The following is a 26,185-nucleotide window of genomic DNA, read 5'->3' on the forward strand; positions in this document are numbered from 1 at the left end:
CGCGGGTACCAACCACGAGGAATAGCCACATATTTTTGTTCGTAGACTGTTCCCACCTCACCACGGAGCAGTTCACATGAAGGCTTACCTCGCTACTGACGGCTGTGTTCACCTTGTTTTGAAGACGCAGGCCGAGATCGATGCACTCTGGTCCATTGCCAGTCACATCGGCGGAACTACCCAGACCCTGCGGGCAGTGTTTTGTGACGGCACAACGGCTGAGCCGGGCCTTCAGGACGCCCTGCTGCCCTTTGCCTCAAAGCATGAAACCGATACCCCCAACCTCCAGCCGGGCGATCCCAGCGCGGTGCTGGAAAACCAATACGGCCAATATCTGGACGGCACCCTGTTCTTTCGGCCGCTCGCGCGGCGCAGGGGCAGCCATGTTTAAGATCATTCTTTCCCTTGCCCTGGCCACCGCTGCCCTGTCCGGCTGCATGGGCCTGCAAGCCAGGCTGCACCCACTTCCTGAGATACCGGGCGAGCCCTCGCGCGAATGGGTAGAGATGAACCTGCCCGAGTTCAAGCGCATCGCTGAGCAATACCCGACCGAGGAAAACCGGGCCGCGCTTAACCGTCTGGAGATGTATGCGGCCTACTACAAGGAGCTGACCTTACGCGCCTCACGGGTGGACCGCTCGCTGTCACTGGCATGGATCAACACCGGCCGCGCCGGTGCCGCCATGCGCCAGCCCGCCTACGTCCATTCGCTGGGCGGTGACTTCAACACCGAGACCCGCAATGGCGCGGCGCTCGATCCACGGCGCGGCATCGTCTACGACCCTGCCCGTGCCCGGACGCCCTCCGTACCCATGGTGCCGGTAGTACACACCCAGACCTTTGCGGCACGCCCAGACCGGGCGCGTGGCTACTCCATCTACGAGACCTCTCGCTGGGTACGTTACTGCGACAACGGCAAGGGCATGAACGAAGCCGACTGGCAATTTGTGACCGATGAAGGCCAGCAGCTGGGCATTCCGGACTACCTCACCGGACGGTGCCGCGCGCCCGCCTATGACTACAACAGCTATCTGGCGGCATGGCGGGGCTTTTGTAGTCGATCAGACCTCTCGGCGCCGACCCGCGCCATCGTGAAAAACAGTGTGCGGCCCAAATCCATTGGCGGCTGCGCGGCCCTGAACATCCACTGATCCTGACGGAGCCGGACCATGACCACACCTACTGATGAAACAGTACTTCCCGAGATCAAGGCAGAGCGCGAACCTGAACAGGAGCAGAAACAAAAGTCGCCTAAAAGGATGACGCTTCTGGCCGTGGCCATCCTCTGCGGACTGGGCATCTCCTACGTAGCCACCCACAAGGGCAAGCCGGAACATTCGATCCCACAGACGCCCGTCAGCAGTGATGTGCCGATGTCACAGGCCAGTGGAGTAGATTCGCCGCTCAAACCAGACGCGGCTCATCTGGATACCGCAGCACCTGAATCAAGCAGTGAGGCCGCCAACGTCGGGACCTCACATACCTCCCTCGCCATCGACCCGGACGCCGACTTTGAAGAGGATGAATTCGCAGGCGAAACCTCGCCTCCACCTCAGCCCATCCAGGCGCCTGAGCACAAGATTACCCGCGAGGGTGTAGAGACGGTTCCGCCTACCACGGAGCCTGTTGAAGAGGAGATGACCGCTGGCGCATCAGCTGGCCCCGGATCATCTCCCGCATCAAAGGTTGCTGCGCCCAGCATCGCCACTGACGCAGGGGCAAAACCTTCAGGTCAGAATGAGGTAGAAAAAGCGGGACTGGCACAGGGTCAGGATGAGGTATCCTCGCCCGAGAAAGACCTCGCAAGCTTTGGCTACAGCATCAAGCCCAGTCAGGTAGGCACACCTCCCGAAGCTGAGGATGCACACCAGAAGCGACTGGCAGCACTGGCGCAGACCCCGGCCTACCAGAATATGGTCACAGCGGTGGGCATACGGGTGGGCCAGAACTGGAAAGCACCCGAGGATTACGAAAAGCATGGGGCACAGGTCCGGGTAAAAGTGGGACCGGACGGCGTTCTGACCGGGTTCGAGGTGATCCGCTCTTCCCATAACGACGCCTACAACAAGTCCGTTATCAGCGCTGCCGTCGAGGCCTCGCCCTTTATCGAGATCAAGACCCTGCCCGCAGCCGATCGGGATGTCTTCACCGAGTTCACCCTGAACTTTGGTCGCAGGATTTCGGATGCCGAGCACAACGCGGCCAACGAGTCGGCTTCGCCTGAGGATCTGCCCGAGCAGGCTCAGGCTGAGGACGTCACAAGCGGGCCTCTGGCCGCTGCACCCATGGCGGCACGTCAGGTACAGGACCCGCTCAAGGCCATGTTTGAAACCAGCCATGCGATGACCGGAGGCCAGTGATGGACGCCGTGCAGGTAGATGAAGATTCCTACAGAGACCTTCTGGTCATGCTCTCCGAAGCTGCCAACGCGCAGAGCCCGCTGGATGCGGTATGCCTGATTACGGTCATGCTGCAGGACATCCAGCAGAACCACCGCCTCCCACAGCTGGAAACGGTGGTCAGGGACTGGAAGCTGCTCTATGCCCTGCACAAGGAAAGGCCCCAGCCCAGGGAGAAGCGCTCATGATTCCTCAGCTGGTGGCGCTGGGCGTCATCGTGGCGCTGCTCTACTCAACCAATGTGCTGTTTTTCAACAAGGACGATATTCCCGAGGGGAACGCACCAGAGTCCAGCCAGCAAAGCCCGGGTGGACGAGACATTGCCCAGGCCTTCAACCTGGTCAATCAGGAGCTGCTGGGCAAGCTCAAGGATGGCAGCGGCACCCATGTCACGGATTTTACCGGCCCGGAAAAGGAAGAGGCCGAGGAGAAGCGCCGCAACGCCGATGTCGAGGAAGTACGCTCCGTCGCCGCCGAGATTGCCGAGGAAATCGGCTTGAACTGGCGCATCAGCGACGAGCTGTATGCCCAGAACTACGCCATCGTGGCCATTACGTTAAAGGACAGCGGCAAGGTCGCGGCGGTCGAGACGCTCTACTCCACCGAAAACCGTTTCTTTGATAACAGCCTGCGTCGTGCCATCCGCAAGGGCGAACCCTATCGCCAGTTCAAGGACATGACGACGCGCCAGCGCGAGCAGCTCACCGAGATCGTGCTGCACTTTGGCGCAGGCAAGCCTCCCACCGAACGCCAACTGGCCTCGATCAGACGATCAAGGGGTGACTTATGAGTGTGGACGTGTATCTGGCCGAAAAGCCCAAGCAGGGCCGCGCGCTGGCAGCCGTGCTCGGCTGTGACAGGACCGGCAAGGGCTGCATGCACAATGGCAAAGGTACCTTTGTCACCTGGTGCATTGGTCATCTGCTTCAGGCGCTCAAGCCTGACGATTACTCCGAGGACTGGAAGGGCTGGACGCTGGATCACCTGCCCATGGTGCCCGGCGAGTGGAAGCACCAGCCCAATGACAAGACCCGCGACCAGTTAAAGGTCGTGTCAGAGCTTCTGAAAAAAGCCTCCTCCGTTTACATCTCCACTGACTTTGACCGTGAAGGCGAAGCCATTGCCCGCAACGTCATCCGTTACGCCGGTTATCAGGGTCCGCTGTACAGGGTGTGCATCAAGGCCCTGAACCCCAAGGGACTGCGCAAGGCACTGGACGCCATTGTGCCGGGCAAGGACACCATCGACCTCTACCACTCCGCCGTGTGCCGTGAACGCTCCGACTGGCTGGTTGGCATGAACGGGACACGTCTGTTTACCCTGATTGCCCGTGGTGCAGGCTTTAAGGAAACCCTGCATGTAGGCCGTGTGGTCTGCCCCATGATCAATCTGGTCGTGACCCGTAATCAGGCCATCGCCAATTTTGTTCCCAGGGACTACTGGGACCTGTGGGCCGATGTCGCCGTACAGCGTGGCCAGTTCCGGGCGAAGTGGGTACCGCAGGAAGAGTGTACGGACGAGGCCGGACGCTGCATCAACAAGACGCTGGCCGAGCAGGCGGCCTCGCAGCTGACCGGCACCGGTGGGGTTATTGAAAAGGCGGAGACGACGCCTTCAAGGGAGAGCGCTCCCTTACCCTTCCACCTGAACAGCCTTCAGCAGTATGGCAACGTGCGCTTTGGCTACACCGCCGACGAAGTACTTGCCGCGGCACAGTCCCTGTACGAGAACCATCAGGCCATCTCCTACCCGCGTACCGAATGCCGGTACCTGCCGGAAAACATGCACGCCGAAGCGCCGGAGGTCATGCAGGCATTGATGCTCAGCGACCAGAGCATTTCCGGTTTGATTGCTGGCGCTGACCTCAAGCGCAAGGGCCGATGCTTTAACGACAAGCAGCTCGAAGGCAAAAGCCATGAGGCGATCATTCCGACCGCTGAAAAGATAAACCTTGGCGCCTTGAGTGAAATCGAGCGCAACCTCTACGACGCCATCCGCCGCTTCTACATCGCCCAGTTCTACGAACACCACGAATTCAACCGCACAGTGATTCATGTCAGGGCCGGTAAGCACGAGTTCATTGCCAAGGGGCGCCAGCCGACTCGACAGGGCTGGAAGATCCTGTTTCCGGATACCGAAACCTTTAGCGAAGCGGATAGCAATGAAGAGGATGAGAGCGAGGAGCAGAGCAGCGCGCTTCCCCCAGTCAACCAGGGCGAACCGGCCATCATCAGCGGGCCGGAAGTCACCAGCAAGCACACCCGTCATCCGCCCTACTTCACCGAAGCCACCCTGCTCTCGGCCATGGAGCACATCAGCCGCTACGTCACCGAAGAACAGTTTCGGCGCATCCTCAAGGAGACCTCGGGGCTGGGTACACCGGCTACCCGTGCCAGCATTATCAAGACGGCGGTAGATCGCGGCTACCTGATCCGCAAGAAGCGCCAGCTGCACGCCAGCGACAAGGCGGTAGCGCTGATGAAAGCCCTGCCGCCTGCTCTGAAATCACCCGGCCTTACCGCCGCGTGGGAACAGGAGCTGGAGCGGGTTGCTCGCGGTGAAGTCAGTCAGGATGAGTTCATGCGCAAGATCACCGATTGGGTCTCGCGCATTGTTCATGGCTTCAAGGCGACGCTTGCCAATACCGATGCCCAGGCGGCAGCGCTCAAGCAGACCTTTAGCCAGGCCCGCGGCACGCTCCACAAGTGCTTCTCCTGCGGGGCTGAGCTGCGCCGGGTAAAGGGCCAGAAGGGCTTCTTCTGGGGCTGTACCAACCGCGACACCTGCAACAAGACCTTTCCCGACCAGAAGGGCCTGCCGCAAAAACCCATCAGTGATGAAGACCGCCCCTTGTGCGGCGACTGCGGTCGCCCGATGAACCTTCGCATGGGCAGGAAAGGGGATGCCAAACGCGCCAGCCGGTTCTGGGGCTGTTCAGGCTATCCCGAATGCCGCGCCATTGCGCCCTATACCAAACCCAAAAAAGATCCACTGGAGGCATGACGATGAGTTGGTTTAAACGCAACCGAAGTAGTGATGTACCGCCCTATTCCCCGGATGACTCCATCGAGGTCCTGCAGGAGCGCCAGCGCCTCATGCAGATCCACACCTTTGACAAGTGGGTGTCGGGCACCGTCAAGCAGAGCCGCGCCCGGCACCGCTGGACCCTGATCTTCAAGGGCATGCTGCTCCTGATCGTCCTGCTCAGCGCCTTTAACACCTGGTACTTCCTGCGCCTGTTTGATGAGGCCTCGGAAGTCAACGAAGGGGCCAGCCATGTTGGCGTGGTGGATGTGATGGGACCGCTCGATGCCCAGCAACCGGCCAATGCCGATCGCATCAACAAGGGCCTGCGCCAGGCCATGGAAAACCCCAACACCGTGGCGGTGGCCATCCGTATCAACAGCCCCGGCGGAAGCCCGGTTCAGTCCAAGCGCGTCTATGACGAAATCCGCTATGAAAGCCAGCGTCATCCGGAAAAGCCCATCTTTGCCGTGATCGAGGACATTGGTGCAAGCGGTGCGTACTACATCGCCTCGGCCACCAGGGAGATCTATGCCTCGCCTACGGCCATTGTGGGCTCGATTGGCGTGATCAGTACCGGCTTTGGCTTTGACAAGACCATCAAGCTCTTTGATGTCGAACGCCGCGTGTATACCGCCGGCACCAGCAAGTCGATGCTGGACCCGTTCTCCCCGGCCAGGGATGAGCAGGTCCAGTACTGGAAGACCGTGCTGGGCGCGACTCACCAAAAATTCATTGCAGACGTAAAGCAGGGCCGTGGAGACAGGCTAAAACCCACCGAAGGCATGTTTGAGGGACTGGTCTGGGAAGCCGGTACGGCCAGGAACATCGGCATCATTGATGACCAGCTGACCCTTGAGCAACTGGTGCGCCGGCTGGTACCGGACGATGACGGCAAGCTCAAGATGAAAAACTACACCCCGCGCCTGAGTCCGTTTGCCGACTTCAAGAAGGGGATCTCGCTGAGTTTTCAGGAGGCGCTGGGTATACACACCGAGCAAGGCTACAGCTCACCCGTAAGGTTGATGATTCCTTAACCCTCCGCCATGTGGCCCTGCATGAGTCCGCTTGTGCAGGTGCCTTTTTAGCAGGAAAACCGTCATGACACAGTTACTTGCTCTCTTGGGTGTGACCGCTGCGGTGCTGGCCCTGACCGGGCTTGCCAAGCATTTCCTGATTGCCAGTCCCAGACTGCCCACATGGCCCGCCTATGCCTTTACCGGCATGGTGGGCTCACCCATACGCGAAACCGCCCGCGCTATAGTCTGCCTGTGCATGGGCTTCAAGCTCACCCGCATTGCCCTGTACAAGCGCAGTGATGCCGATGGCACGCTTGGCCATGTCGACTACACCTTTTTCCCAGGGCCGCTCAGCTATATGGGGCGAGCACTGGAAGGCCTCGCACCCTGCGCGGTGGGCTGCGTGCTGTTGTGCCTGCTGACGGGCATTGCCTATGACGTCCCTACTCCCCCTCAGAATCCAATAGACATCCTCGTCTGGATACCGACAGCAATTGAGGAAATCCTCTGGAGCCTATGGACCGAGGCAGACAGCGATCCCTTGAGCCTTCTGATCATCACTGGTTTGTTTCTGGTCGCCCTGCACGCGGTACCGACGCTGACCGATCTGCACCGGCTGAGCTATGGGCTGATTACCTTTACCCCTATTGCCGCGTTTATTGGCGCCCTGCTCTGGTTTATTCGCTCGGCTCATTTCCCCTATATCGAGGGGCTGTTCATCCAGGTCGAGCGCTGGCTGATCCCGTGGACCTTCGAGGCGGTGCAGTGGATAGCGGTAAGCAGCCTCATGCTGTGTGTGGCGGCTGTACTATCCGCGATGCTGTTTGTGGTTGTTCCAACCCTTGCCGTCGCGCTCTGGCACAAGCTCACCCGCAAGCCAGTTGCCAACCCGGAGGCCGTTGAACCATGAGAGCCGCTTTGGTCCTGCTGGCGCTAACCTTCTCGGGAGTGATATGGGCGGCCCCGGAAACCTATTACGACGCCAAGCACTTCCTGCGTAACGACATCTACGGTGATCAGAATGCAGGCGAGAAGGCCTCGGGTGATCTCTACTGCGGCTGCCAGTGGGAATGGGTAGGCCGTAGTGGCGGCGTCATGGATCATGAATCCTGCGGCTACCAGACACGTGCCCTGCCCGACCGCGCCATACGTCTTGAATGGGAGCACATCCAGAGTGTCTGGTCCTTTGGCCATCAGCTTCAGTGCTGGCGCGAAGGCGGTTCAGGTGCCTGCCGGGCTGATCCGCTGTTCAACCGGATCGATGCGGACCTGCACAACCTGGCGCCCGCCATTGGAGAGGCCAATGCCGATCGCGGCAGCTATCTGTACGGTGAGCTTTCGGGCACGGCCAGCCGTTACGGGCGCTGTGATCTCAGGATCGATCCTGCGCTGCGCACCGTCGAGCCACGGGATGCCGTAAAGGGCCTGATTGCGCGGACCCACTTCTACATGAGTGACCGCTACGGCATCACCCTTTCACGGCTTCAGCAAAAGCTGTTCATGGATTGGGACAAGCGCTTTCCGGTCAGCAAATGGGAAAGGGAGCGAGACAACCGTATAGCGAAGGTCATGGGGCATCACAACCCCTTTGTCACCGGGCAGGCCAGCTGGACATTGGATCGAAAGCCCGGACTTGCCGGCATCATCCGGCGCGACAAGACGGTCAAGGAACTCTTCCCCGACCTGCAGGAGGCATCTGCCTCGAATGAGGCTGAAAGAGAGGAAATCGAACCGTTTGACCCAACCCGCACGGAAGGCATGGTGTATGCCTCCCGCCGCACGGGGACCTATTTTATACCGACGCTTTGTCCTTCCTATCATTCCATCCCGGCACGTATTCGGGTGGCCTACCGGACTGAGCGTGAGGCGCAATCCGATGGGTTCAGGAAGGATGTGGAGTGTCGGTAATACGGCGCTTGAAGTGTAGTCGTTAGGTGTAGCGAATAGGCGGTATAGTCGTTTAAGTCCCCCCGCCTATTTATAGCCACACCCAGACGATAGCCAGCCGCTGTTCCTGAAGGGGTGTACTGTTTATTTAACACAAGAATTTCAGGATAGAAGTTGCGCATTAGTGATTACTTGCGGTGACTTGTACGGTACTAGTGGCACTAGAAAACGCAGCTCACACTCAATTCTGCAGTTTTACTGAAAAATACCTGATTTTACCCTATTCTCTCAGCCTCCAAGACAGGGGCGTATGAGATGCCTGAAGAGATAATGACCCTTAGGGAAGTAGCCGAGTATCTCAAACTCGCGGAGAAGACGGCTTACCGCCTTGCCGCCGACGGTACCATTCCCGGCTTCAAAGTAGGGGGGAGCTGGCGGTTCCGAAAGGCCGTCATCGAATACTGGATCGACCAGCAAACGATCAAAAATCACACTTGATTCGGGGTGAACAGCTTTGTTACTGGACAATAGAAATAATGGTCACGTAGGGAACACGCTGCGCGATCATCTCGCAGCCGGATCAAAGCTATCCGTGCTTTCAGGTCTGTTTACCATCTATGGTTTCTCAGCGCTCAGAAAAGAGCTTTCCCGCGTCGACGGCGTAAGGCTGTTGATCTCTGGCTGGGAGGGCCTACCTCTCCAAGCGCTCATTGGAGCGAATACCGACCTGCGCCTCATAAACCAGCTCGACCAGAAGCGCATCGCCAAGGAGTGCGCCAAATGGCTTGCCAGCAAGGCCGAGGTACGGGCCGCAAACGCCCCGCAGAACATGTTTCTCGTCGAGCAAGGCGCTCAGGGCAGCTTCGCCATCCATGGCAGCTCAGCCTTCACCCCTGCAGGATTGGGCGAGGTCCAGGCTGAAACCCCACTAATGAATACCGGCATTACTGATACAGAAACCACCAAGCAGCTGCTGGCCTGGTTCAATTCCGTCTGGATGGACACTTCGCGTGCTCGCGACCTCAAGGACGAGCTTTTGCAGAAGCTGGAATTCATTGCCGCCGACCAGCCGGGCGATTTCATCTATTTTCTGACACTCTATAACCTCTTTAAAGACTTCCTCGACGACATCGACGAAGAGCGCATCATCAAGACGAAGACCGGTTTCAAGGATACCCTTGTCTGGAGCAAGCTCTACAAATTCCAGAAAGACGGTGTGCTCGGTGCCATTGACAAGCTCGAAAAGCACAACGGCTGTATCATTGCTGACAGCGTCGGCCTTGGTAAGACCTTCGAGGCGCTGGCCGTTATCAAGTATTACGAGCTGCGCAATGACCGTGTGCTAGTGCTATGCCCCAAGAAGCTCCGGGACAACTGGACGATCTACACCGTCAACGACAAGCGCAACCTGCTAGCTCAGGACCGCTTCAACTATGATGTCCTGAACCATACTGATCTTTCGCGCACCAAAGGCAGCTCCGGTGAGATCAATCTTGAAACCCTGAACTGGGGGAACTACGACCTCATTGTCATCGACGAGTCGCACAACTTCCGCAACAACAACCCCACTAGAGGCACTAAAACCCGCTATCGCCGCCTGATGGAAGATATCATCCAGTCGGGCGTGAAAACTAAGGTCCTGATGCTCTCTGCCACTCCGGTAAACAACCGCATGAATGACCTGAAGAACCAGGTCGCTTTCATTACCGAGGGGCGCGACGACGCTTTCAGCGACATCGGCATCAAGAACGTGGATAGCACTCTGCGCTTGGCGCAAAAGCAGTTCAATCAGTGGGTCAAGCAACCGCCTGAGGACCGATCCGTCGCCTCCCTGCTGGATACGATGAGCTTCGATTACTTCAAGCTGCTCGACATCGTCACAATTGCGCGCTCCCGCAAGCACATCCAGAAGTACTACGGCACGGCAGATATCGGGCGGTTCCCGACACGTCTTAAGCCGCAGAACATCTACGCTGATATCGACGCGACCCATGCATTTCCGCCCCTGAAGGAAGTGAACAAGACGATCCGCAGGCTTTCGCTTGCAGGCTACTCGCCGATGAAATTCGTCCGGAACGACAAGAAGGATGAGTACGCACGTCGCTATGACAACGCTGTCGGCGACGGCAAGAGCGTGTTCAAACAAGTGGACCGGGAAGAGAGCCTGATCCACCTGATGCGCGTGAACCTGCTCAAACGCATGGAAAGCTCGATCAATTCCTTCACGCTGACCTCGCAAAAGCTCTTGGCACAGGTAGAAGCGCTGCTGCAAAAAATCGACGCGCATGAGAGCGGCGACATCGAAGCTCTGAACATCGAAGACATCCATGACTTCGAAATGGACTCGCCTGAGCTTGAGCCGTTCATGATTGGCAACAAGGCGCGCGTACTGCTCCAGGACATGGATCTCATCCGGTTTCGGCAGGAACTCGAAGCCGACAGGGTGTTCCTTGCCTCCATCGTTGAATCCGCGCAGACTGTCGATTCGCATCGTGACGCTAAGCTGGAAAAGCTGAAAGATGTCATTGCTAGGAAGGTCCAGGAACCGCTCAACCCTGGCAACAAAAAGCTCATCGTCTTCACCGCCTTCGCCGATACCGCGAAGTACCTATACGCCCACCTGGCGGATTGGGCGCAGAGCGAGCTTGGAATTCACAGCGCTCTCATTACAGGCGGTGGCGCCAACAAAACGACCCTGATCGGGACCGGTTCGGACCTGAACAATCTCCTGACCGCTTTCTCCCCTGTGTCGAAGGAACGCTCCAAGATCGACCCCGATGCCAAGGCGGAGATCGACCTCCTGATTGCCACCGACTGCATCAGCGAGGGGCAGAACCTTCAGGACTGCGACACTCTTATCAACTACGACATTCACTGGAACCCGGTCCGGATCATCCAGCGCTTTGGCCGAGTTGACCGCCTGGGCTCGAAGAATACCCAAATCCAGCTCATCAACTTCTGGCCAAACATGGAGCTGGACGAGTACATCAATCTCGAAGAAAGGGTGGCGGGCCGCATGATGCTTCTGGACATCTCGGCTACGGGCGAAGAAAACGTTATCGACGCCAACGCCCAGGAGATGAACGACCTAGAATACCGCCGCCGTCAGCTACAGCAGCTCAAAGATGCCGTGGTCGATCTCGAAGACATGGCGGGCGGAGTGTCCATCACAGATCTTACCCTGAACGACTTCCGCATGGATCTTTCAGGCTACATGAAGAAAAACCTGCACCTGCTAGAGCAAGCTCCGGCCGGTCTCCATGCCACTGTCACCATCGACGCCGACCTCAAGGCTGATGGCTTAGAACCCGGCGTGATCTTCTGCCTGAAGAGCATCAGGGGCGGCCAGCGAGCCGTGCAGGTGGATGAAAACTATCCCTTGGCACCTTATTTCCTCGTCTATGTTTCGGACAAAGCAGTGGTCGAGCTCAACTTCACGCAAAGCAAGAAGGTGCTCGACCTCCTGAAGAAACATGGCCTCTCGGCTTCATCCATTGATAGAACCGCTACGGGGCAGTTGAACGACCGTACCCGGAACGGTGCCGACATGGAGCATTACCAACATCTGCTTGCCGTCGCGGTGGATAGCATCGCAGGTAAAAGCGAAGAGAAAGGTGTGCAGAGCCTCTTCACCAGAGGCGGTACTGTACTGACTGCCACCAGCAGTCAGGGCATTGAAGACTTTGCCGTTGTAACCTACCTCATCATCACGGACGCCCCGTAAGGCAAGGACACGCTATGACGCCAGGTACGCTGGAATCCTTCATCGACCATCTTTCGATTCCCAAGTCCTGCGAATTGAACAAGCCCGTTTTCAAGAAGCTCTTTCTTGAAAACGGCGTCCTAGATATCGCCGATAAAACAGCCCTGAAGGACGATGTAGAGAAGATACGCTGGCTCTATACCTTGAAGCCCGCCACGATCAACATCGCTGGTCATTTTGATGGCGAGCGCGACTTCTCGGAAGTCGCCATTCTCCATGTCGAGCTGACCTCGACCAAGCGGCTAAAACGCATCGCGACCTTCATGCAGCGGTCGATCCCGTATCCGCTCATCCTGCTGTTCACTCAAGGCAACCAGATCTGCCTGAGTGTCGCTGATAAACGCATCAATCAGGCCGACAAGGAAAAATGGGTCGTTGAAGACATCCTCTACACGGACTGGATAGACCTGGCCGCTCCCACGGCTGCGCAGGCAGCCTTTCTGGGGGACTGCAATATCAACAGCTTTTCCTTCACGAATTTCCTTAGTTTCTATAAAAGCCTGGCTGATCGTGTCATAGCTATTAATTGCGCCACCCATAGCGGACGCTATGAGCAGGGCGCAACCGACAATATAGAAAATACACCCGGCGAGGGCCGTCTTGAACGGCTCCGCGAGCTTGAAAAGCTCAACCTGAAAAAGGCAGAAATCGCTAACAGGCTGAAAAAAGAAAAACAGCTCGGGCGGCAGGTTGAGTTGAATGCACAAGTCAAAAAGATTAACGACGAAATTGAAAAAATTAGAGAGACCATTTGATGACTAAGGCAGCTATGGATCGAGTAACCTTGCAGGACGGCGAAAGCGCCAATATCGTCAGTGAAAATATCGAAGAGCTCAAAACGATATTCCCTGAAGTCTTTGGTGAGCGCAGCGTCGATTTTGATACGCTGCGCCAGCTTCTGGGTGATGCCGGTGTTATCGACGAAAGTGAAGAGAAATACGGCTTTCACTGGCACGGTAAGAAGAAGGCCCGTCAGATCGCATTGACACCATCAATGGGAACGCTGCTGCCTTGCCCAGAGGAAAGCCTCGACTGGGATACGACTCAAAATCTATTTATTGAGGGCGACAACCTTGAAGTCCTAAAGCTTTTGCAAAAGAGCTATGCAGGAAAAGTCAAAATGATCTTTATTGACCCTCCATATAACACCGGAAAGGATTTCATTTATCCAGACAATTTCCAGGATAATTTGGATACGTATCTGCGATATACGGGGCAAAAAGATAGCGAGGGCTTAAAGGTCTCAAGCAATACTGAAAACTCTGGCCGCCTTCACACAAACTGGCTCAACATGATGTATCCACGGATGATGCTTGCCAGAAATTTGCTAGCCAAAGATGGTGCAATATTTATTGCAATTGATGACAGTGAGGCTCCTCGCTTAAGAATAATCTGCGACGAGATATTTGGCGAAGAAAATCTAGTCGCAAATATAATATGGCAGCACAGCGTTCAGCCCAAAGGCTATTCCGGTATATTTTCCGTGCATCACAACCATATACTTATGTATAGAAAGTCCGAAGACTTTGAGCTCATGTCTCTCGAAAGAACGGATGATGATAATAAGGCCTATTCTAACCCTGACAATGATCCTAAGGGTGATTGGCGAACAGGTGATGTAAGGAATGCCCTTTACAGAAAAAACCTTAAATACCCTATCACAACTCCTTCAGGAAAAATTATCAATCCTCCCGACAACGGATGGCGATGGAGTAAAGAAACTCTCCAAAGCAAAATAAGCTCAGGAGAGATATTCTTCAGCGAAGACGAAACAAGGATAATTAGAAAAATATACTTGGCAGATCTCGATGGGCGTACACCCGAAACAATTTGGTTCGCAAAAGACTCCGGCACCACTCGCTCTGGCGTTAAGGAGCTTAAGATTGCTTTTGATGGCGAGGTTCCATTTGATACTGTCAAGCCGACAGAATTAATTAAGCGCATGATGAAAATCTCTGGAGTGAGGGAGAGAGACGTCGTTCTCGACTTCTTTGCTGGATCAGGGAGTACTGGAGTAGCGGTCTTCGATGATGAGCGGGGGCGCTTCATTCTTGTTCAGCTTCCAGAGGATATTGATGAAAGTAAGCCTCATGGCATTGCCGCCAAAAAGCTTGGGCTTTCAAAGATTTCTGACATCACTAAAGATCGACTTAAACGCTCCTCTGTGAGCAGAGCTCCATCCAACTCTGGATTTAAATTTTTTAAGCTCTCGAGCTCAAACATTCGAGCTTGGAGTCCCGACCGTTCGGATCTTGAGCAAACGCTTCTATCTCATCAAGAGCACTTAATCGAAGGGCGTAGCGAACAAGATATTCTTTATGAGTTGCTTATTAAGCGCGGCATTGATCTGGCTGCGCCTATCGAGTGCAAAAGTATCTCTGGGAAAAATGTCTACAGCATTGGCTTTGGAGTATTGCTGGTTTGTCTTGATGAGGCTATCGCTAAAGCTGACACTGAGAATCTAGCCCAAGGAATTCTCAAGTGGCATGAAGAGCTTAAGCCCGCCTCAGACTCTCATGTTTTCTTCCGAGATAGCGCCTTCAGTGATGATGTGGCGAAGGCCAACATGGCGGCCATTCTGGAGCAGAACGGCATATCCCATGTGCGCAGTTTGTAAGGAACGGAACTGATGAAGCTGCATTTTGAGGACAATCTTGATTATCAAATGGCGGCCATAGAATCCGTCGTCAATCTTTTTAAAGGGCAGGAAATTTCACGCTCTGAATTCACTGTAACTTATCGCCCTAAATCAGAACCACAGGGATCACTCAGCCTTGCCGAAAATGAGCTCGGTGTTGGCAACCGTTTGCAGTTAGTCGATGAGGAGGTATTAGAGAACCTTCATGCAATCCAACTCGCGAATGGCCTACGCCCCTCCAATGATCTTAAGAGTGGGGATTTTACAGTTGAAATGGAAACAGGTACAGGTAAGACATATGTCTACCTGCGTACCATTTTCGAGCTAAATAAAAACTTTGGTTTCACTAAGTTCGTCATTGTTGTACCTTCCGTGGCCATTAAGGAAGGAACGAATAAAACGCTTGAAATTACTCGCACCCATTTTGAGGGGCTCTATCCTAAAGCAAAAGGGTATGAGTTCTTTCTTTATGACTCCTCAAATATCGGACAGGTGCGAAATTTCGCAACAAGCTCTAACGTCCAAATAATGGTAACAACCGTGGGGGCCATTAACAAAAAGGATGTGAATAATCTTTACAAGGAACATGAGAATACCGGCTGGGAAAAGCCAATTAATCTAATCAAAGAAACCAACCCTATTATCATCGTTGACGAGCCGCAAAGCGTCGATGGCGGCCTGCAAGGTCAGGGCAAGAAAGCTCTGGACGCTATGAACCCACTTTGCACACTGCGTTATTCGGCAACCCATGTGGACAAACACCACATGGTCTATCGTCTGGATGCCGTTGATGCCTATGACCGGGGCCTGGTCAAGCAGATCGAGGTCGCCTCCCTCCAGGTAGAGGGCGGCAACAACAAGCCTTATGTGAGGCTTGAGTCCACGCATAACCGTCAGGGCTCGATTATAGCCAAGATCGAAATCGACGTGCAGCGCGGCAAGAACATCAAGCGTGAGATTCTCACCGTCGAAGACGGTGACGATCTGGAGCAACTTGCTAATCGCGCCATCTACGAAAACATGCAGATCGGCACGATCACCTGCGGCAAGGACAACGAGTCTATTCAGGTAAGGGGGCCGGGTATCGACCAGGTACTCCGTCCTGGAGAGGCCATTGGGGCTGTGAGCCCGGATGAGATCAAGCGCCTGATGATTCGACGCACGATCAAAGAGCATCTCGATAAGGAGCTCACCTTTGCCGCCAACAAGCAGCCTATCAAGGTTTTGAGCCTGTTCTTCATAGACAGCGTTGAGCACTATCGTCAGTACGATGAAGACGGAAATGAGGTCAAGGGTAAATACGCCCTGATGTTTGAAGAGGAGTATTCAAAGCTCGCCAAGTCCAGCGACTACCAAAGCCTCTTCAAGGAAATTGACCTGGAAACCAACGCTGCCGAGGTCCACAACGGCTACTTCTCCATCGACAAGAAGGAACGTTTTGTCGATACGGCGGAAAGCACCCAGACGGGTCGTGACAACTCCGAGCGAGCCTACAACCTGATTATGAAGGAGAAGGAAAAACTTCTGAGCTTCGATACGAAGCTTAAGTTTATCTTCTCCCACTCCGCCCTCAAAGAAGGCTGGGACAACCCGAACGTATTCCAGATTTGCGCCCTGCGTGAAATGGGTACGGAGCGGGAGCGTCGCCAGACCATCGGACGGGGCCTGCGACTCTGCGTCAATCAGGACGGCCAGCGCCTGCGCGGATCGGATATCAACACGCTTACAGTCATTGCGACCGAAAGCTATGAAGAGTTTGCCGACAATCTTCAGAAAGAGATTGAGGACGATACCGGTATTCGTTTCGGCATCGTTGAGTCTCACCAGTTTGCGACGGTACTGACGGTCAACGACAAGGGTGAAACCGCTCCGCTAGGCGTCGAGCAGTCCGAAAAAATCTGGCAGTTCCTGAAAGGCGAAGGCTATGTTGACGCCAGAGGTAAGGTCCAAGACTCCCTGCGCACCGCGCTCAAGGATGGCAGCTTCAAGCTGCCTGACGACATCAAGGCCGAGCTCGGCAGCAACCCTGATGTCGCGGTAGAAGACATCCAGAGCGTTCTGAAGAAGCTTGCTGGCAAGCTCGATATCAAGAATGCCGATGATCGTCGGATCATCCGTACCCGAGAGGCCGTCCTGCAGAGCGAGGAATTCAAAGCACTCTGGGATCGCATAAAGTACAAAACCACCTACCGCGTGGACTTCAACAACGAGAAGCTCATTGTCGATTGCGCCAAGGCTATTCAGGATTGCCCGCCCATTACCAAGACCAGGGCGCAGTTCCGCAAAGCCGATATCGCGATTGGTAAGGGGGGCGTGACAGCAGAAGAGACATCAGCGTCCGCTTTCACGACCATCCATGAAGATGACATTGAGCTACCGGACATCATCACGGACCTCCAGGACAAGACGCAGCTGACCCGTAGCAGCATCGTCAAAATCCTTACCGAGAGCCGTCGGCTCCAGGACTTTGCTCGCAACCCGCAACAGTTCATCGACTATGCCGCCGAAGCGATCAACCGCACCAAGCGGCTGGCTCTGGTCGATGGCATCAAGTACAGCAGGATCGGCGATGAGCACTTCTACGCACAGGAGCTTTTCCAACAGGAAGAACTGAAGGGCTACCTGAAAAACACTCTTGAAACTCAAAAATCCGTCTATACCCACGTCGTCTACGACTCAGTGGGAGTCGAGAAGAATTTTGCTGAGGATCTGGAAAAGAACGAGGCTGTAAAGGTCTACGCCAAGCTTCCCTCGTGGTTCAAAGTGCCAACTCCGCTTGGCACCTATAATCCGGACTGGGCCGTCGTCATAAACGATTGCGGACAGGAGAAGCTGTATTTCGTGGTAGAAACCAAGGGCAGCACCTGGTGGGGCGACCTGCGTCATGTCGAAGGTGCCAAAATTCTTTGCGGTGAAAAGCATTTCGAGGAAATTGCCAAAGGCACTAATCCTGCAAAGTATCTACGAGCGGTTGATGTTAATGGGATGATGAACCACATCGCTTAAGTCATCCACTTTTTGCACTGTCCACCATTCCTCCTTGGGAGGTTTGGTGGCACTAGGTGTTTGGTCCCGGAAAGAAGGGGTTTGGGTGAGTTAAAAATAGCTGTAGCTGTTTATGCCATTGCTGGAGGATAAAGCCAATCTGTGTTTGGCCTTTTAAGGCACGTAACGGGCGGGCGCTGTTACACGCCCAAAGATAATATTTCATATGGTCTTGCAGCTGTTTAAGCGGGGCGTAGTGAAGGGCCTTGGTGGTGGCCTGCATGATCGTACGGTTCATGCGCTCAACCTGGCCATTGGTCCAGAGATGAAAGGGCTTGGTTAACCGATGCTCAATGCTATGCCGATGGCAGACCACATCGAAATAATGGGCCCGGTAGCTTTCTGTACCTATCTTCTTGACAAACTGAATGGTGTTATCGGTCAACACCGTATCAGGCCAGGCGACGCGCCTTGGCTTTTACTGGACGAGCCTTGTTTTGTACGTTCGCAGAACGAGCTGGCATGACTGCTTCCTTGGCAAATTGGCTTACTGGCACCCAGGGCGGAGTTCAGTAATGCATCTGGGGCAAATCCATCTCAACGTGTCGCATTCAGGATGCAGGGTATACACACAGGCCCTTACCTCACCACATTCCTCACACTCGACACGACGAATGACCACGTCATCTGTGACTGCATCTGTCTCGTACATCGGTACATCCCTTACAACGCCGTACTCATTCGGTGAGCTGAACAAGGCGCGACGCCTCAAGCTTTGGCAGTACTTGTACGGCAACATCATATACATGGAACTGTAACATATTATCATTAGCATCCTATCTTCTGAAAGATGCTTCTAGACCTTTAAGCCCTGCTTTGCGGGGCATTTATATTTAAGGTAATAGGTTTATCACCTGTGCCCTCTTCCCATTTTTGCCTTCTGTATGTGTATGTGCCAAAAGCCGCGGCATAGAGCCTACCGTCTGTAACTTTTCCTGCTTGATGGGTGGCCAGCATGGCGAGGTTAACGTAAACAAGGTCTTTGACGGCAAGAGCGTGTCACCTCGCCTTGCACGGATAAAGTTTCGCAATCGCGCCTGCGTGTTTGCCACAACGAGACCTCTACCTATGAGCAATGACCTTGAGAGTTACCTGTTGCCTCTTGAACGGCAACTCAAGCTGGCGGCACTTGGCTGCGGCTACAGGATCATGGACTGGGTGGAGGAAGGGTCAGTCCCGTTGGTGGAAGGCAAAACGGACAAGCTTGCGCCATGGCAGCCGCATCTTGATGATGGTGACTCACGCGAGCTTCAGATAGCCATGGAAATCCATCTCACCTTTGGAATGTGTTCAGAAAGTGCTGGCCGTGTTGCCAGGATCAGTTGCCCAGCTGCCGGCATACCGGTACCGGGCAAGGGGGGATTTGAGTGGGAAGTGCCACTGAACGAGATCGATACAAACGAGACTATTCGAGCGCTCGTATTGCTGTGCGCCGCGTACCGTATGCAAAAGTTACTGGACCCTAACAACGGCTCCAATGTCGTTTTACTCAGGAAACATTGGATACGTTGAATCAAATTCCAGTATGTTTGCTGGCAAAAGGTAATGAGCAGCTAGCGCATTAGAGCTCAAAAAATTACTCATTCGTACAAAATGTTTAGCAGATAACGGCATTTATGCTGCTCATCTGCTGTATAGCTAATAGGCTTATCTATAGCGAATTCTAGGAGATCTCCGGCCAGCATGGCGTAGCAGTCTTCTCCATAACGTACTTCAAGGCTGCCCTCCAGGACCCATAATCTCTGGCGGTAAGGTTTTGTATGCCAACAAGGGTAACTAACCTGTGTACCAGCTGGTAGATCGATCTCAATCAACTCACTTTTACTGACTTTATCCAAGCCTGCAATCTGCCTGCGTATATAGTGGGTAGCCGGGTCTTTCCAAGTTGGCTGATCTTCTCTTCTACGTAATGCCGACAAAGCTTCAGTTTCTTCAGAGGACAGCAATTGAGCCAACGGGACGCCTAATCCTGAGGCCAGACGGCCCAATATGCTGGCAGTAGGGCTGCTATCCTGACGTTCAACCTTGGAAATCATAGCCTTGCTTACGCCTGAGCGCTCGGCAAGCTGGGCGAGGCTTAACTGTTGAGCATTGCGCAATGCCGCAATGCGGGATGCAATAATCTTGTCAATGCTCATTTGGACTTTGACCTCTTTTTCCACTATATGATACTTTTCGAATCATATAGTGGAAAAAGAGAATAAGCCATTATGCAAATAATCAATTGCTCAGAAGAACGTCATGCGCAAGCGATTTTGGATATATTCAACCACGCCATTCTAAATTCTACAGCGCTTTACGATTACAAGCCGCGGGAAACGGCATCTATGGTCGGCTGGTTTGATACGAAGCGTCAGAATAGCTTTCCAGTGATTGGCATAGAAGATGATGAAGGAAAGCTGCTGGGATTTGCCAGTTACGGTACCTTTCGGGCTTGGCCTGCTTATAAGTACACTGTAGAGCACTCCATTTATATTCACCATGAATATAGAGGACTTGGTCTGGGTAAATGTCTACTTAATAGCTTAGTCAGTGAAGCCATCGAGCGGGACGTTCATATCATGGTGGGAGGTATAGATCTTACAAACCAAGCAAGCATAGTTCTGCATGAGCGCTTGGGGTTTGAGCAGGTCGGGGTAATCAAGGAGGCGGCCTACAAATTTAAGCGTTGGCTAGACTTGGCTTTCTACCAGAAGGTGCTTGCAACCCCGTTGGAGCCTAACGAAGAATGAGCGCGATTTACGCGACGTCGTAAAGTCCTTGTTACTGCTGCTAAGGCATGATGGCTGGGACGCCAGGGAGCTTGCAGATGCCATGACTGCTCATGGCCTGCCTACAACTAGGTCACGTATAGATGCACTGCGGGGATCAACTCAGGGGAAGCGCACCGAAGTTACAGCTGCCGAGCTGGTGGTGCTGATCAGCTCAGTACTTAACGAGTACAAGAGGAGTGAGTCGTAGACGTTGGCTGCTTATCTTCCTAATTGTTAAAAACCAGCATTAGGAAGAAATAGCCGCAGATTTCCTGATTTTATCCAATAGTACACAATCCAGAGAGTCATATACCGCCTGATATATTTCTGGATTTCTGGATTCACTCGGGCCGGCAACATTGATAATCCTTGGGCCTTTTTCCTTAAGCCAGTCCTGGACATTCCTAAGCTGAGAATCATCGTTTGTAGCTAGCTGATAAACCACGAATGGCTTGGCCAGCTTTTTAGCAAGCGTATAGGTTAAGAGCGAACCACCCACAAGTGGCCCTAAAGTAAAGATGAGGGTAGCATCGCTGGATTCGATATTGCGTCGTGTCCGCTGCCGATAACCCGATGATTGGGTTTCCATCAGGTTATACCGACCATCAATACGTCCATCATTGGCAAGCCTACCTTGAGGGCACCAGCCACCATGATCGATTCCATGATCTATAGCCCAATCGAGACCCGCTCGATCTGCTCCTGTTTGGCCGCCTGAAATAATCTGAACGATCGACCAAGGCCATGCCGAAGCCTTTGTATCGTTGGTCATACATTGTTTTCCTCGAACAGTTAAAGCACGCGCTTGAGTTTAAAAGTCCTTATTAGCATTAAAGCTGTAAAGCCACCGGCCAGACTATTCATGCACAAGAGGCCTAGCCAAAACCATGCTGGTGACTGGATCGGATTGACATCCAGCAACCTGAACACCGCAAGCAATATGGCAGTACCGATGCCTGCGCCCACCAGCATGATCAAAAGATCATTAATGTCTTTTCGGTTATGCATCGCTGTTTCCTCTAACTCTTCCCCCAGATCATGAGAGTAAATCCGTCCTTGGCAACTAGGTTATTGATGCGATCAAACATAGTGTTTTACTTGGATTGCGGCGCCCTAATACTGCCAAAGGCCCAATCAAGGGCCGGTGGTATGCAGCGAAGTTCGTCTGTTGATCCATGGTTAATTTCCTTGATCAGTCGCTGGCAAGAATGGATACAACTCCACCTCTGTCCAGCGGTGGTAAGAATCCGGCTCAAAGACCTTCCCGGTACTGCGGCAAAACTCCCATTCGGTTCGAAAGGCCTCAGCGGTAAGCGAGGCATGCAACTCCTGATGCCACTCGAAAGTGCCCATGCGGCCTACTTGGAACTGCTTCACCCGTTTTCTGCCTTGGTCATCTGTCCAATTAACCCCGTACACCAAATAAACTGGACAGCCGCGAAGGCGACGGTCCTCTTTCAGATAGCGGGTGACTCCGACGCGCCCGACGCTACGTTTGTGCGCCATTGGGGAAGTGCGGAAGCTGCCACGCCCATTCCCAGCTTTGGGCAGTTTCGCAAGCATCTGGTCTCGCCAGTTTACTGCCGCACACAGCGCCTTTTCTTTGCTGACGAATCGCGACCAGGCGAATGTGGCAGAATATTCGTAGTCACCTCGCACGATCCTGACCTGATAGGCATCGTAGCCTGGGACGGTGATGTTGTTTGGCAGGAAGCGAGGGATAGCAGGCATCTTTTTTCCTATTCAAAATGGTGGGTAGTTCAAGCCAAACACCAATCGCAGTGCCGACAATCACTAATGCACATGTTTGTAGAGGCCCATTGCGTTTTCCTTTAACTATTTGCGCTCAATTGCCCAGAGCGTGAAACCAGTGAAAGCAAGGAGAAGCATCGCTGTAGCCAAGGAGTGGAAACCAACTTGGCCGAGCATCTCTAGCGGGGGCTCAAATTACCTTCGTAAAACAGCCCCTTATGAATTTCAGCAAACCTCACACCGTTATATCTGACCTCATAAGAGGCGTCAGGATTGAAAGCAATAGGTTCGTCCATTGTTCCCTCAGTGAGCTGAGATATCAGCATTGAAGAAGACCAATCTACCTGCAAAGCCATTTTCATCAAATAAACGGCCTTGGTAGCTTAACTATCACCGCTGGCTATGCAAACCTGCCCAGAATGACAGCCACCTAGCTGTATTCATTAGGGTATACCCCAGCGACTACACCTGCGCATTGGCCCAATACTGTTGATATTTGGCCTGCGGGCCGCTTATGGGCATACCAGGTCGGACGGATAATCCCTCTACTGAAAACGCATCACTGACTTACCAGGTCCAGAGATGTTTGCATTTGACGCTTCGCTAAAACTAAGCGCAGCAGGTAGAGGATGATTAGAAATGAAACTTACACAGATTAGAAACGCAACCCTGACAGTAGAGTTTGCCGGCAAGAAAATCCTTATTGATCCCATGCTGGCTAGGAAGGGCACATATCCTGGTTTTGAGGGAACTGTTAATAGTCATCTAGCCAACCCATTGGTAGAGCTGCCAGTAGCGGTCGATACACTACTCGACGTCGATGCCGTTATTGTTACGCATACCCATGCTGACCACTGGGATGATGCAGCTCAGAAACTAATTCCCAAGGACATGTTGATCTTTGCTCAGCACGCAAGGGATGCCGCACTCATACGGAATGCCGGGTTTAAAAACGTTCGTGTTCTGACCGAAAACACATCTTTTGAAAACATCACTCTTATCAAAACATTTGGTCAGCATGGAAGTGACGAGGCGCTTGAGCAGATTGGTGAGATCTTGGGGGATGCCTGCGGTGTCGTCTTTAAGCATCCTGATGAGAAAACACTCTATCTGGCTGGCGATACCGTCTGGAATGAGTACGTCATTCAGAACCTTGAAGCCTATTCTCCTGACGTCATCATTCTTAATACTGGTGATGCTCAAGTGATAGGCCTTGGTTCGATCATCATGGGAAAGGAAGACGTCAGCCACGTCTGCGAAGCTGTTCCTCACTCAACCATTTTCACTACACACATGGAAGCCATTAACCACTGCACATTGTCCAGAGCAGAGCTACGGCAGTTCATCGGTGAAAAGGGCCTGACCTCTCGTGTGCTGGTTCCTGAGGATGGCGAAACCTGCACCCTTTAAGATGACCTATAAACCAGAGGAATATCCTATGTCGAACGAGGCCAACAAGGCGCTGGTCAGCCGCTTCTATGATGCTCTACAGAACGGACAATACGATCTCATTAGAGAACTATGTCACCAAGATTTCGTGTTCTATGCTCAGGTTGATATGCCGCATTACGGTGCCGAAGGATTCATAGCGTCTGAAAAGAAAAATCTTGATGCTTTCAAAGGGTTCAGGATGCCGATTAAGGCTTTGGTTGCAGAAGGTGATCAGGTAGCAGCCTATCTGGAATTTGAGGGAATCCAGAGTGGGGAGATTGCGGGAGTAGCACCTGCCGGCAAACGGCTTAGGATGTCCCTGATGATGTTATTGCGCATCGCTGACGGGAAAATCATTGAGAAAAGAGCTCACTTTGATAATGCAGATATCAAAAGGCAATTGCTTGGTAGTTAATTGAGCAGGGTGATCAGCAGGTTGCTATGAAAAAGGCCTGCTTTTACCTTTGAGTTGAGGTTTCAGTGTCTATTCCTACCGTTGCCCTGATGGTGTACAACCACTTTAGTCCTTTTCACCTGTCGGTTCCGTGCATTATCTTCGGAGACATCCTGCCAGAGCATAAGCTCTTTAACCTAAAGCTCTGTGCAGGTGAGCCAGGTATACTCCGATCCGATCAGGGGATGAGCATAGATACCCTGTATGGCCTAGAGACACTTCCAGAAGCTGATATCGTCATTATTCCCTACTGGCGTGATCCTGCGGAGCAACCTGATCCAAGACTTTTGGACGCGCTGACGTCAGCCCATCGACAGGGTAAACAGGTAGTAGGGTTATGCTTGGGCACCTACGTTTTGGCCTATGCAGGCCTTTTAGATAATCGTAGAGCATCAACACACTGGGAGCTGGAGCAGGATTTCATCAAACGCTTCCCTCAAGTCCATCTGGATACCAATGCCTTATATGTAGACGACGACAACCTGATTACCTCTGCAGGTACGGGTGCGGGCCTTGATTGCTGTCTCTATTTGGTACGTCAGCATTATGGCAGCGTAATAGCCAATAAGGTGGCCCGCCGCATGGTGATTCCTCCTTATCGCGAAGGTGGGCAAGCTCAATTCATCGAGCAACCCATCCCCGAATCCACTCAGGATGCCCGGATTAACACGCTACTCGATTTCCTGCGAAGAAACCTAAGTAAGCCACACGATATCGATGCTCTTGCAGCTTTTACAAAAATGAGCCGTCGTACCTTTACTCGTCATTTCCATAAGGCAACAGGAATGTCAGTGGGCGACTGGCTTGTATCTGAACGCCTGCAACGTAGCCAGGAACTGCTGGAGTCCACTAGTCATTCAGTAGAGTTTATCGCAGAGCTTGTAGGCTTTCAGTCAGTCAGTTCTTTCCGAGAGCATTTCAAGATAATGTTTGGTGTTACGCCGAGTGAATGGCGCAAAACATTCCAAGGCGTATTGACCTAAAACTATAGCTGTATACAAGACAGGTATAGTTTTCTTTGTGTAATCATTAGGGTATACCCTACGACAACATGCAATCAGTGTTGCGTTTTATTAAAATCAGCTCGGCGCTAGAGCCCTGCTCCGTGCAGCTCAACGCTCTGTTCAAAGCAATCAGCGACTTGTATCGAATGCTGATCTATCAGATCCAGACGTCATTAGGCGTAGTCCGCTCTCCGCCTTCTTGGCCAGTGTTTAAAACACCCCGCGGCTCGATCAGCAATAGCTTTACTTCTTCCTCAGTATACGGTTTATGCTCAACCCCTTTTGGGACCACATAGAGTTCACCTACTTTTAGCGTCACGCTACCGTCCCGAAAGTCAATCCGAAGCGTGCCTTCAAGTACCAGAAAGGTCTCGTCTGCTTCTGGATGAGAATGCCAGATGAAATCTCCCTGGATTCGTACGACCTTAAACTGGTAGCTGTTCATCTCAGCGACCACCCTGGGTGACCACTGCTCGCTAACAAGCGACAACTTCTGCAGCAGGTTGATTGACTGGTAGGGCGCTTGAATTACATCAGTGTTCATGGTGTCGGCTCCTTTGTTTGCGGAACCGTTACGCTAATAGGGCTGAACGGATTACTCTTGCACGATCGTGCAGGTTTACTAGCCCAGCATAGCTAACCAGCGGGCCGGCGAAACACCGTAGCACCGTTTGAAATGGCGAGTCATATGGCTCTGGTCGAAAAAACCAGCTGCCAGGGCTGCGTCTACAAGATTAAAACCATCCAGCAGCAACTTCCGACACCTGTCCAGCCGCCTCAGCGTCATGTATCGGTACGGGCTTGTGCCATACAGCACACGAAAATCTCGGGAAAGACTCCAGCGATCCCGCCCACTGGCATGTTCAAGCTCATCCAGTGTGATGCTTGTACCGCTACTTGCATGGATATACGCGCGTGCCCGCTCTGCTGCCGGGAAGTCATAGGCTCGCCTGCCCCGACGCCTGTTACCAACGGCGTCCAGCGCCTGCGTCAGATCATACAGCGCATCCGCTTCT

The 26,185-nt window shown here is 53.4% G+C and carries 26 protein-coding genes; 19 read left to right on the top strand and 7 right to left on the bottom strand.

Annotated features, from left to right (window positions below; all coding sequences use genetic code 11):
• The first annotated feature begins 76 nt into the window (after positions 1-76).
• The 14 genes from B3729_RS13315 (at position 77) to B3729_RS13380 (ending at position 17,736) form a co-directional block, all read left to right on the top strand.
• A complete protein-coding gene (locus tag B3729_RS13315; RefSeq protein WP_010799353.1) occupies positions 77-391 on the top strand; it encodes a hypothetical protein in 315 nt (104 codons plus the stop codon).
• Positions 384-1,151, top strand: coding sequence for a hypothetical protein (locus tag B3729_RS13320; protein WP_125913181.1), 768 nt, complete (start codon positions 384-386; stop codon positions 1,149-1,151). The genes B3729_RS13315 and B3729_RS13320 overlap by 8 nt, the downstream gene beginning before the upstream one ends.
• A gap of 18 nt (positions 1,152-1,169) precedes the next feature.
• Positions 1,170-2,360 carry a TonB C-terminal domain-containing protein gene (locus tag B3729_RS13325; protein ID WP_286788119.1) on the top strand — a complete coding sequence of 397 codons (1,191 nt, stop codon included), beginning with the start codon at positions 1,170-1,172 and terminating at the stop codon, positions 2,358-2,360.
• The gene (locus B3729_RS13330) at positions 2,360-2,587 is read left to right on the top strand and encodes a hypothetical protein (RefSeq protein ID WP_167517147.1); all 228 of its coding nucleotides are present in this window, start codon (positions 2,360-2,362) and stop codon (positions 2,585-2,587) included. The genes B3729_RS13325 and B3729_RS13330 overlap by 1 nt, the downstream gene beginning before the upstream one ends.
• Positions 2,584-3,189 (top strand): TonB C-terminal domain-containing protein, encoded by a 606-nt coding sequence (locus B3729_RS13335; RefSeq protein WP_185755848.1) that lies wholly within the window; start codon positions 2,584-2,586, stop codon positions 3,187-3,189. The genes B3729_RS13330 and B3729_RS13335 overlap by 4 nt, the downstream gene beginning before the upstream one ends.
• Positions 3,186-5,402, top strand: a complete 2,217-nt coding sequence (locus tag B3729_RS13340) for a DNA topoisomerase 3 (RefSeq protein WP_286788120.1) — start codon at positions 3,186-3,188, stop codon at positions 5,400-5,402. The genes B3729_RS13335 and B3729_RS13340 overlap by 4 nt, the downstream gene beginning before the upstream one ends.
• Positions 5,403-5,404: 2 nt before the next feature.
• Positions 5,405-6,460, top strand: a complete 1,056-nt coding sequence (locus B3729_RS13345) for a S49 family peptidase (RefSeq protein WP_286788121.1) — start codon at positions 5,405-5,407, stop codon at positions 6,458-6,460.
• A 64-nt stretch (positions 6,461-6,524) separates the two neighbouring features.
• Positions 6,525-7,352, top strand: a complete 828-nt coding sequence (locus B3729_RS13350) for a hypothetical protein (RefSeq protein ID WP_286788122.1) — start codon at positions 6,525-6,527, stop codon at positions 7,350-7,352.
• Positions 7,349-8,350: an endonuclease gene (locus tag B3729_RS13355; protein ID WP_286788123.1), complete on the top strand. Its 1,002-nt coding sequence runs from the start codon at positions 7,349-7,351 to the stop codon at positions 8,348-8,350. Before B3729_RS13350 ends, B3729_RS13355 begins: the two co-directional genes overlap by 4 nt.
• Before the next feature lie 294 nt (positions 8,351-8,644).
• Positions 8,645-8,827 carry a helix-turn-helix domain-containing protein gene (locus B3729_RS13360; RefSeq protein WP_286788124.1) on the top strand — a complete coding sequence of 61 codons (183 nt, stop codon included), beginning with the start codon at positions 8,645-8,647 and terminating at the stop codon, positions 8,825-8,827.
• Positions 8,828-8,843: 16 nt separating this feature from the next.
• Positions 8,844-12,053: a helicase-related protein gene (locus B3729_RS13365; protein WP_286788125.1), complete on the top strand. Its 3,210-nt coding sequence runs from the start codon at positions 8,844-8,846 to the stop codon at positions 12,051-12,053.
• 14 nt (positions 12,054-12,067) lie between these two features.
• Positions 12,068-12,847 (top strand): DUF4391 domain-containing protein, encoded by a 780-nt coding sequence (locus tag B3729_RS13370; protein ID WP_286788126.1) that lies wholly within the window; start codon positions 12,068-12,070, stop codon positions 12,845-12,847.
• Positions 12,847-14,709, top strand: a complete 1,863-nt coding sequence (locus B3729_RS13375) for a site-specific DNA-methyltransferase (RefSeq protein ID WP_286788127.1) — start codon at positions 12,847-12,849, stop codon at positions 14,707-14,709. Before B3729_RS13370 ends, B3729_RS13375 begins: the two co-directional genes overlap by 1 nt.
• 12 nt (positions 14,710-14,721) lie before the next feature.
• Positions 14,722-17,736 (top strand): type III restriction-modification system endonuclease, encoded by a 3,015-nt coding sequence (locus B3729_RS13380; RefSeq protein ID WP_286788128.1) that lies wholly within the window; start codon positions 14,722-14,724, stop codon positions 17,734-17,736.
• Between the two features lie 52 nt (positions 17,737-17,788).
• Here the strand turns inward: B3729_RS13380 and B3729_RS13385 are convergent, their stop codons facing one another.
• Positions 17,789-18,160: an integrase core domain-containing protein gene (locus B3729_RS13385; protein WP_286788129.1), complete on the bottom strand. Its 372-nt coding sequence runs from the start codon at positions 18,158-18,160 to the stop codon at positions 17,789-17,791.
• Between the two features lie 683 nt (positions 18,161-18,843).
• On the opposite strand from B3729_RS13385, the gene B3729_RS13390 reads away from it, so the two are divergent.
• Positions 18,844-19,287 carry a hypothetical protein gene (locus tag B3729_RS13390; protein WP_286788130.1) on the top strand — a complete coding sequence of 148 codons (444 nt, stop codon included), beginning with the start codon at positions 18,844-18,846 and terminating at the stop codon, positions 19,285-19,287.
• 68 nt (positions 19,288-19,355) lie between these two features.
• On the opposite strand, the gene B3729_RS13395 is transcribed toward B3729_RS13390, so the two are convergent.
• Positions 19,356-19,937, bottom strand: a complete 582-nt coding sequence (locus B3729_RS13395; RefSeq protein WP_286788131.1) for an XRE family transcriptional regulator — start codon at positions 19,935-19,937, stop codon at positions 19,356-19,358.
• A gap of 48 nt (positions 19,938-19,985) precedes the next feature.
• On the opposite strand from B3729_RS13395, the gene B3729_RS13400 reads away from it, so the two are divergent.
• Positions 19,986-20,507, top strand: a complete 522-nt coding sequence (locus tag B3729_RS13400; protein WP_286788132.1) for a GNAT family N-acetyltransferase — start codon at positions 19,986-19,988, stop codon at positions 20,505-20,507.
• Positions 20,508-20,775: 268 nt separating this feature from the next.
• Here the strand turns inward: B3729_RS13400 and B3729_RS13405 are convergent, their stop codons facing one another.
• From B3729_RS13405 to B3729_RS13415, 3 genes are all read right to left on the bottom strand, one after another.
• Positions 20,776-21,300 carry a putative molybdenum carrier protein gene (locus B3729_RS13405; RefSeq protein ID WP_286788133.1) on the bottom strand — a complete coding sequence of 175 codons (525 nt, stop codon included), beginning with the start codon at positions 21,298-21,300 and terminating at the stop codon, positions 20,776-20,778.
• A gap of 20 nt (positions 21,301-21,320) precedes the next feature.
• A complete protein-coding gene (locus B3729_RS13410) occupies positions 21,321-21,536 on the bottom strand; it encodes a hypothetical protein (RefSeq protein WP_286788134.1) in 216 nt (71 codons plus the stop codon).
• Between the two features lie 171 nt (positions 21,537-21,707).
• A complete protein-coding gene (locus tag B3729_RS13415; RefSeq protein WP_286788135.1) occupies positions 21,708-22,259 on the bottom strand; it encodes a hypothetical protein in 552 nt (183 codons plus the stop codon).
• 660 nt (positions 22,260-22,919) lie between these two features.
• Between B3729_RS13415 and B3729_RS13420 the strand changes: the two genes are divergently transcribed.
• The 3 genes from B3729_RS13420 to B3729_RS13430 all read left to right on the top strand — a co-directional run bounded on the left by B3729_RS13420 (position 22,920) and on the right by B3729_RS13430 (position 25,148).
• Positions 22,920-23,690: an MBL fold metallo-hydrolase gene (locus B3729_RS13420; protein WP_286788136.1), complete on the top strand. Its 771-nt coding sequence runs from the start codon at positions 22,920-22,922 to the stop codon at positions 23,688-23,690.
• 28 nt (positions 23,691-23,718) lie between these two features.
• Entirely contained in the window at positions 23,719-24,126 is a 408-nt protein-coding gene (locus B3729_RS13425; protein WP_286788137.1) for an ester cyclase, read from the top strand.
• Between the two features lie 65 nt (positions 24,127-24,191).
• Positions 24,192-25,148, top strand: a complete 957-nt coding sequence (locus B3729_RS13430; protein WP_286788138.1) for a GlxA family transcriptional regulator — start codon at positions 24,192-24,194, stop codon at positions 25,146-25,148.
• Between the two features lie 178 nt (positions 25,149-25,326).
• Here B3729_RS13430 and B3729_RS13435 read toward each other — a convergent pair whose 3' ends face one another.
• Complete coding sequence (locus B3729_RS13435) at positions 25,327-25,713, bottom strand: cupin domain-containing protein (RefSeq protein ID WP_286788139.1); 387 nt, start codon at positions 25,711-25,713, stop codon at positions 25,327-25,329.
• A gap of 78 nt (positions 25,714-25,791) precedes the next feature.
• Positions 25,792-26,185, bottom strand: a 394-nt coding sequence (locus B3729_RS13440; RefSeq protein ID WP_286788140.1) for a helix-turn-helix transcriptional regulator, incomplete at its 5' end; no start/stop codon positions are given.

This window comes from Pseudomonas sp. UBA3149 (assembly GCF_002364655.1).
GTDB classification, from domain to species: domain Bacteria; phylum Pseudomonadota; class Gammaproteobacteria; order Pseudomonadales; family Pseudomonadaceae; genus Chryseomonas; species Chryseomonas luteola.

What these genes read in the sequence shown, in the direction of transcription:
- B3729_RS13315 (WP_010799353.1), top strand. Translation starts at nt 77, where the DNA reads ATGAAGGCTTACCTCGCTACTGACGGCTGTGTTCACCTTGTTTTGAAG.
- B3729_RS13320 (WP_125913181.1), top strand. Translation starts at nt 384, where the DNA reads ATGTTTAAGATCATTCTTTCCCTTGCCCTGGCCACCGCTGCCCTGTCC.
- B3729_RS13325 (WP_286788119.1), top strand. Translation starts at nt 1,170, where the DNA reads ATGACCACACCTACTGATGAAACAGTACTTCCCGAGATCAAGGCAGAG.
- B3729_RS13330 (WP_167517147.1), top strand. Translation starts at nt 2,360, where the DNA reads ATGGACGCCGTGCAGGTAGATGAAGATTCCTACAGAGACCTTCTGGTC.
- B3729_RS13335 (WP_185755848.1), top strand. Translation starts at nt 2,584, where the DNA reads ATGATTCCTCAGCTGGTGGCGCTGGGCGTCATCGTGGCGCTGCTCTAC.
- B3729_RS13340 (WP_286788120.1), top strand. Translation starts at nt 3,186, where the DNA reads ATGAGTGTGGACGTGTATCTGGCCGAAAAGCCCAAGCAGGGCCGCGCG.
- B3729_RS13345 (WP_286788121.1), top strand. Translation starts at nt 5,405, where the DNA reads ATGAGTTGGTTTAAACGCAACCGAAGTAGTGATGTACCGCCCTATTCC.
- B3729_RS13350 (WP_286788122.1), top strand. Translation starts at nt 6,525, where the DNA reads ATGACACAGTTACTTGCTCTCTTGGGTGTGACCGCTGCGGTGCTGGCC.
- B3729_RS13355 (WP_286788123.1), top strand. Translation starts at nt 7,349, where the DNA reads ATGAGAGCCGCTTTGGTCCTGCTGGCGCTAACCTTCTCGGGAGTGATA.
- B3729_RS13360 (WP_286788124.1), top strand. Translation starts at nt 8,645, where the DNA reads ATGCCTGAAGAGATAATGACCCTTAGGGAAGTAGCCGAGTATCTCAAA.
- B3729_RS13370 (WP_286788126.1), top strand. Translation starts at nt 12,068, where the DNA reads ATGACGCCAGGTACGCTGGAATCCTTCATCGACCATCTTTCGATTCCC.
- B3729_RS13375 (WP_286788127.1), top strand. Translation starts at nt 12,847, where the DNA reads ATGACTAAGGCAGCTATGGATCGAGTAACCTTGCAGGACGGCGAAAGC.
- B3729_RS13380 (WP_286788128.1), top strand. Translation starts at nt 14,722, where the DNA reads ATGAAGCTGCATTTTGAGGACAATCTTGATTATCAAATGGCGGCCATA.
- B3729_RS13390 (WP_286788130.1), top strand. Translation starts at nt 18,844, where the DNA reads ATGAGCAATGACCTTGAGAGTTACCTGTTGCCTCTTGAACGGCAACTC.
- B3729_RS13400 (WP_286788132.1), top strand. Translation starts at nt 19,986, where the DNA reads ATGCAAATAATCAATTGCTCAGAAGAACGTCATGCGCAAGCGATTTTG.
- B3729_RS13405 (WP_286788133.1), bottom strand. Translation starts at nt 21,300, where the DNA reads ATGACCAACGATACAAAGGCTTCGGCATGGCCTTGGTCGATCGTTCAG.
- B3729_RS13410 (WP_286788134.1), bottom strand. Translation starts at nt 21,536, where the DNA reads ATGCATAACCGAAAAGACATTAATGATCTTTTGATCATGCTGGTGGGC.
- B3729_RS13415 (WP_286788135.1), bottom strand. Translation starts at nt 22,259, where the DNA reads ATGCCTGCTATCCCTCGCTTCCTGCCAAACAACATCACCGTCCCAGGC.
- B3729_RS13420 (WP_286788136.1), top strand. Translation starts at nt 22,920, where the DNA reads ATGAAACTTACACAGATTAGAAACGCAACCCTGACAGTAGAGTTTGCC.
- B3729_RS13425 (WP_286788137.1), top strand. Translation starts at nt 23,719, where the DNA reads ATGTCGAACGAGGCCAACAAGGCGCTGGTCAGCCGCTTCTATGATGCT.
- B3729_RS13435 (WP_286788139.1), bottom strand. Translation starts at nt 25,713, where the DNA reads ATGAACACTGATGTAATTCAAGCGCCCTACCAGTCAATCAACCTGCTG.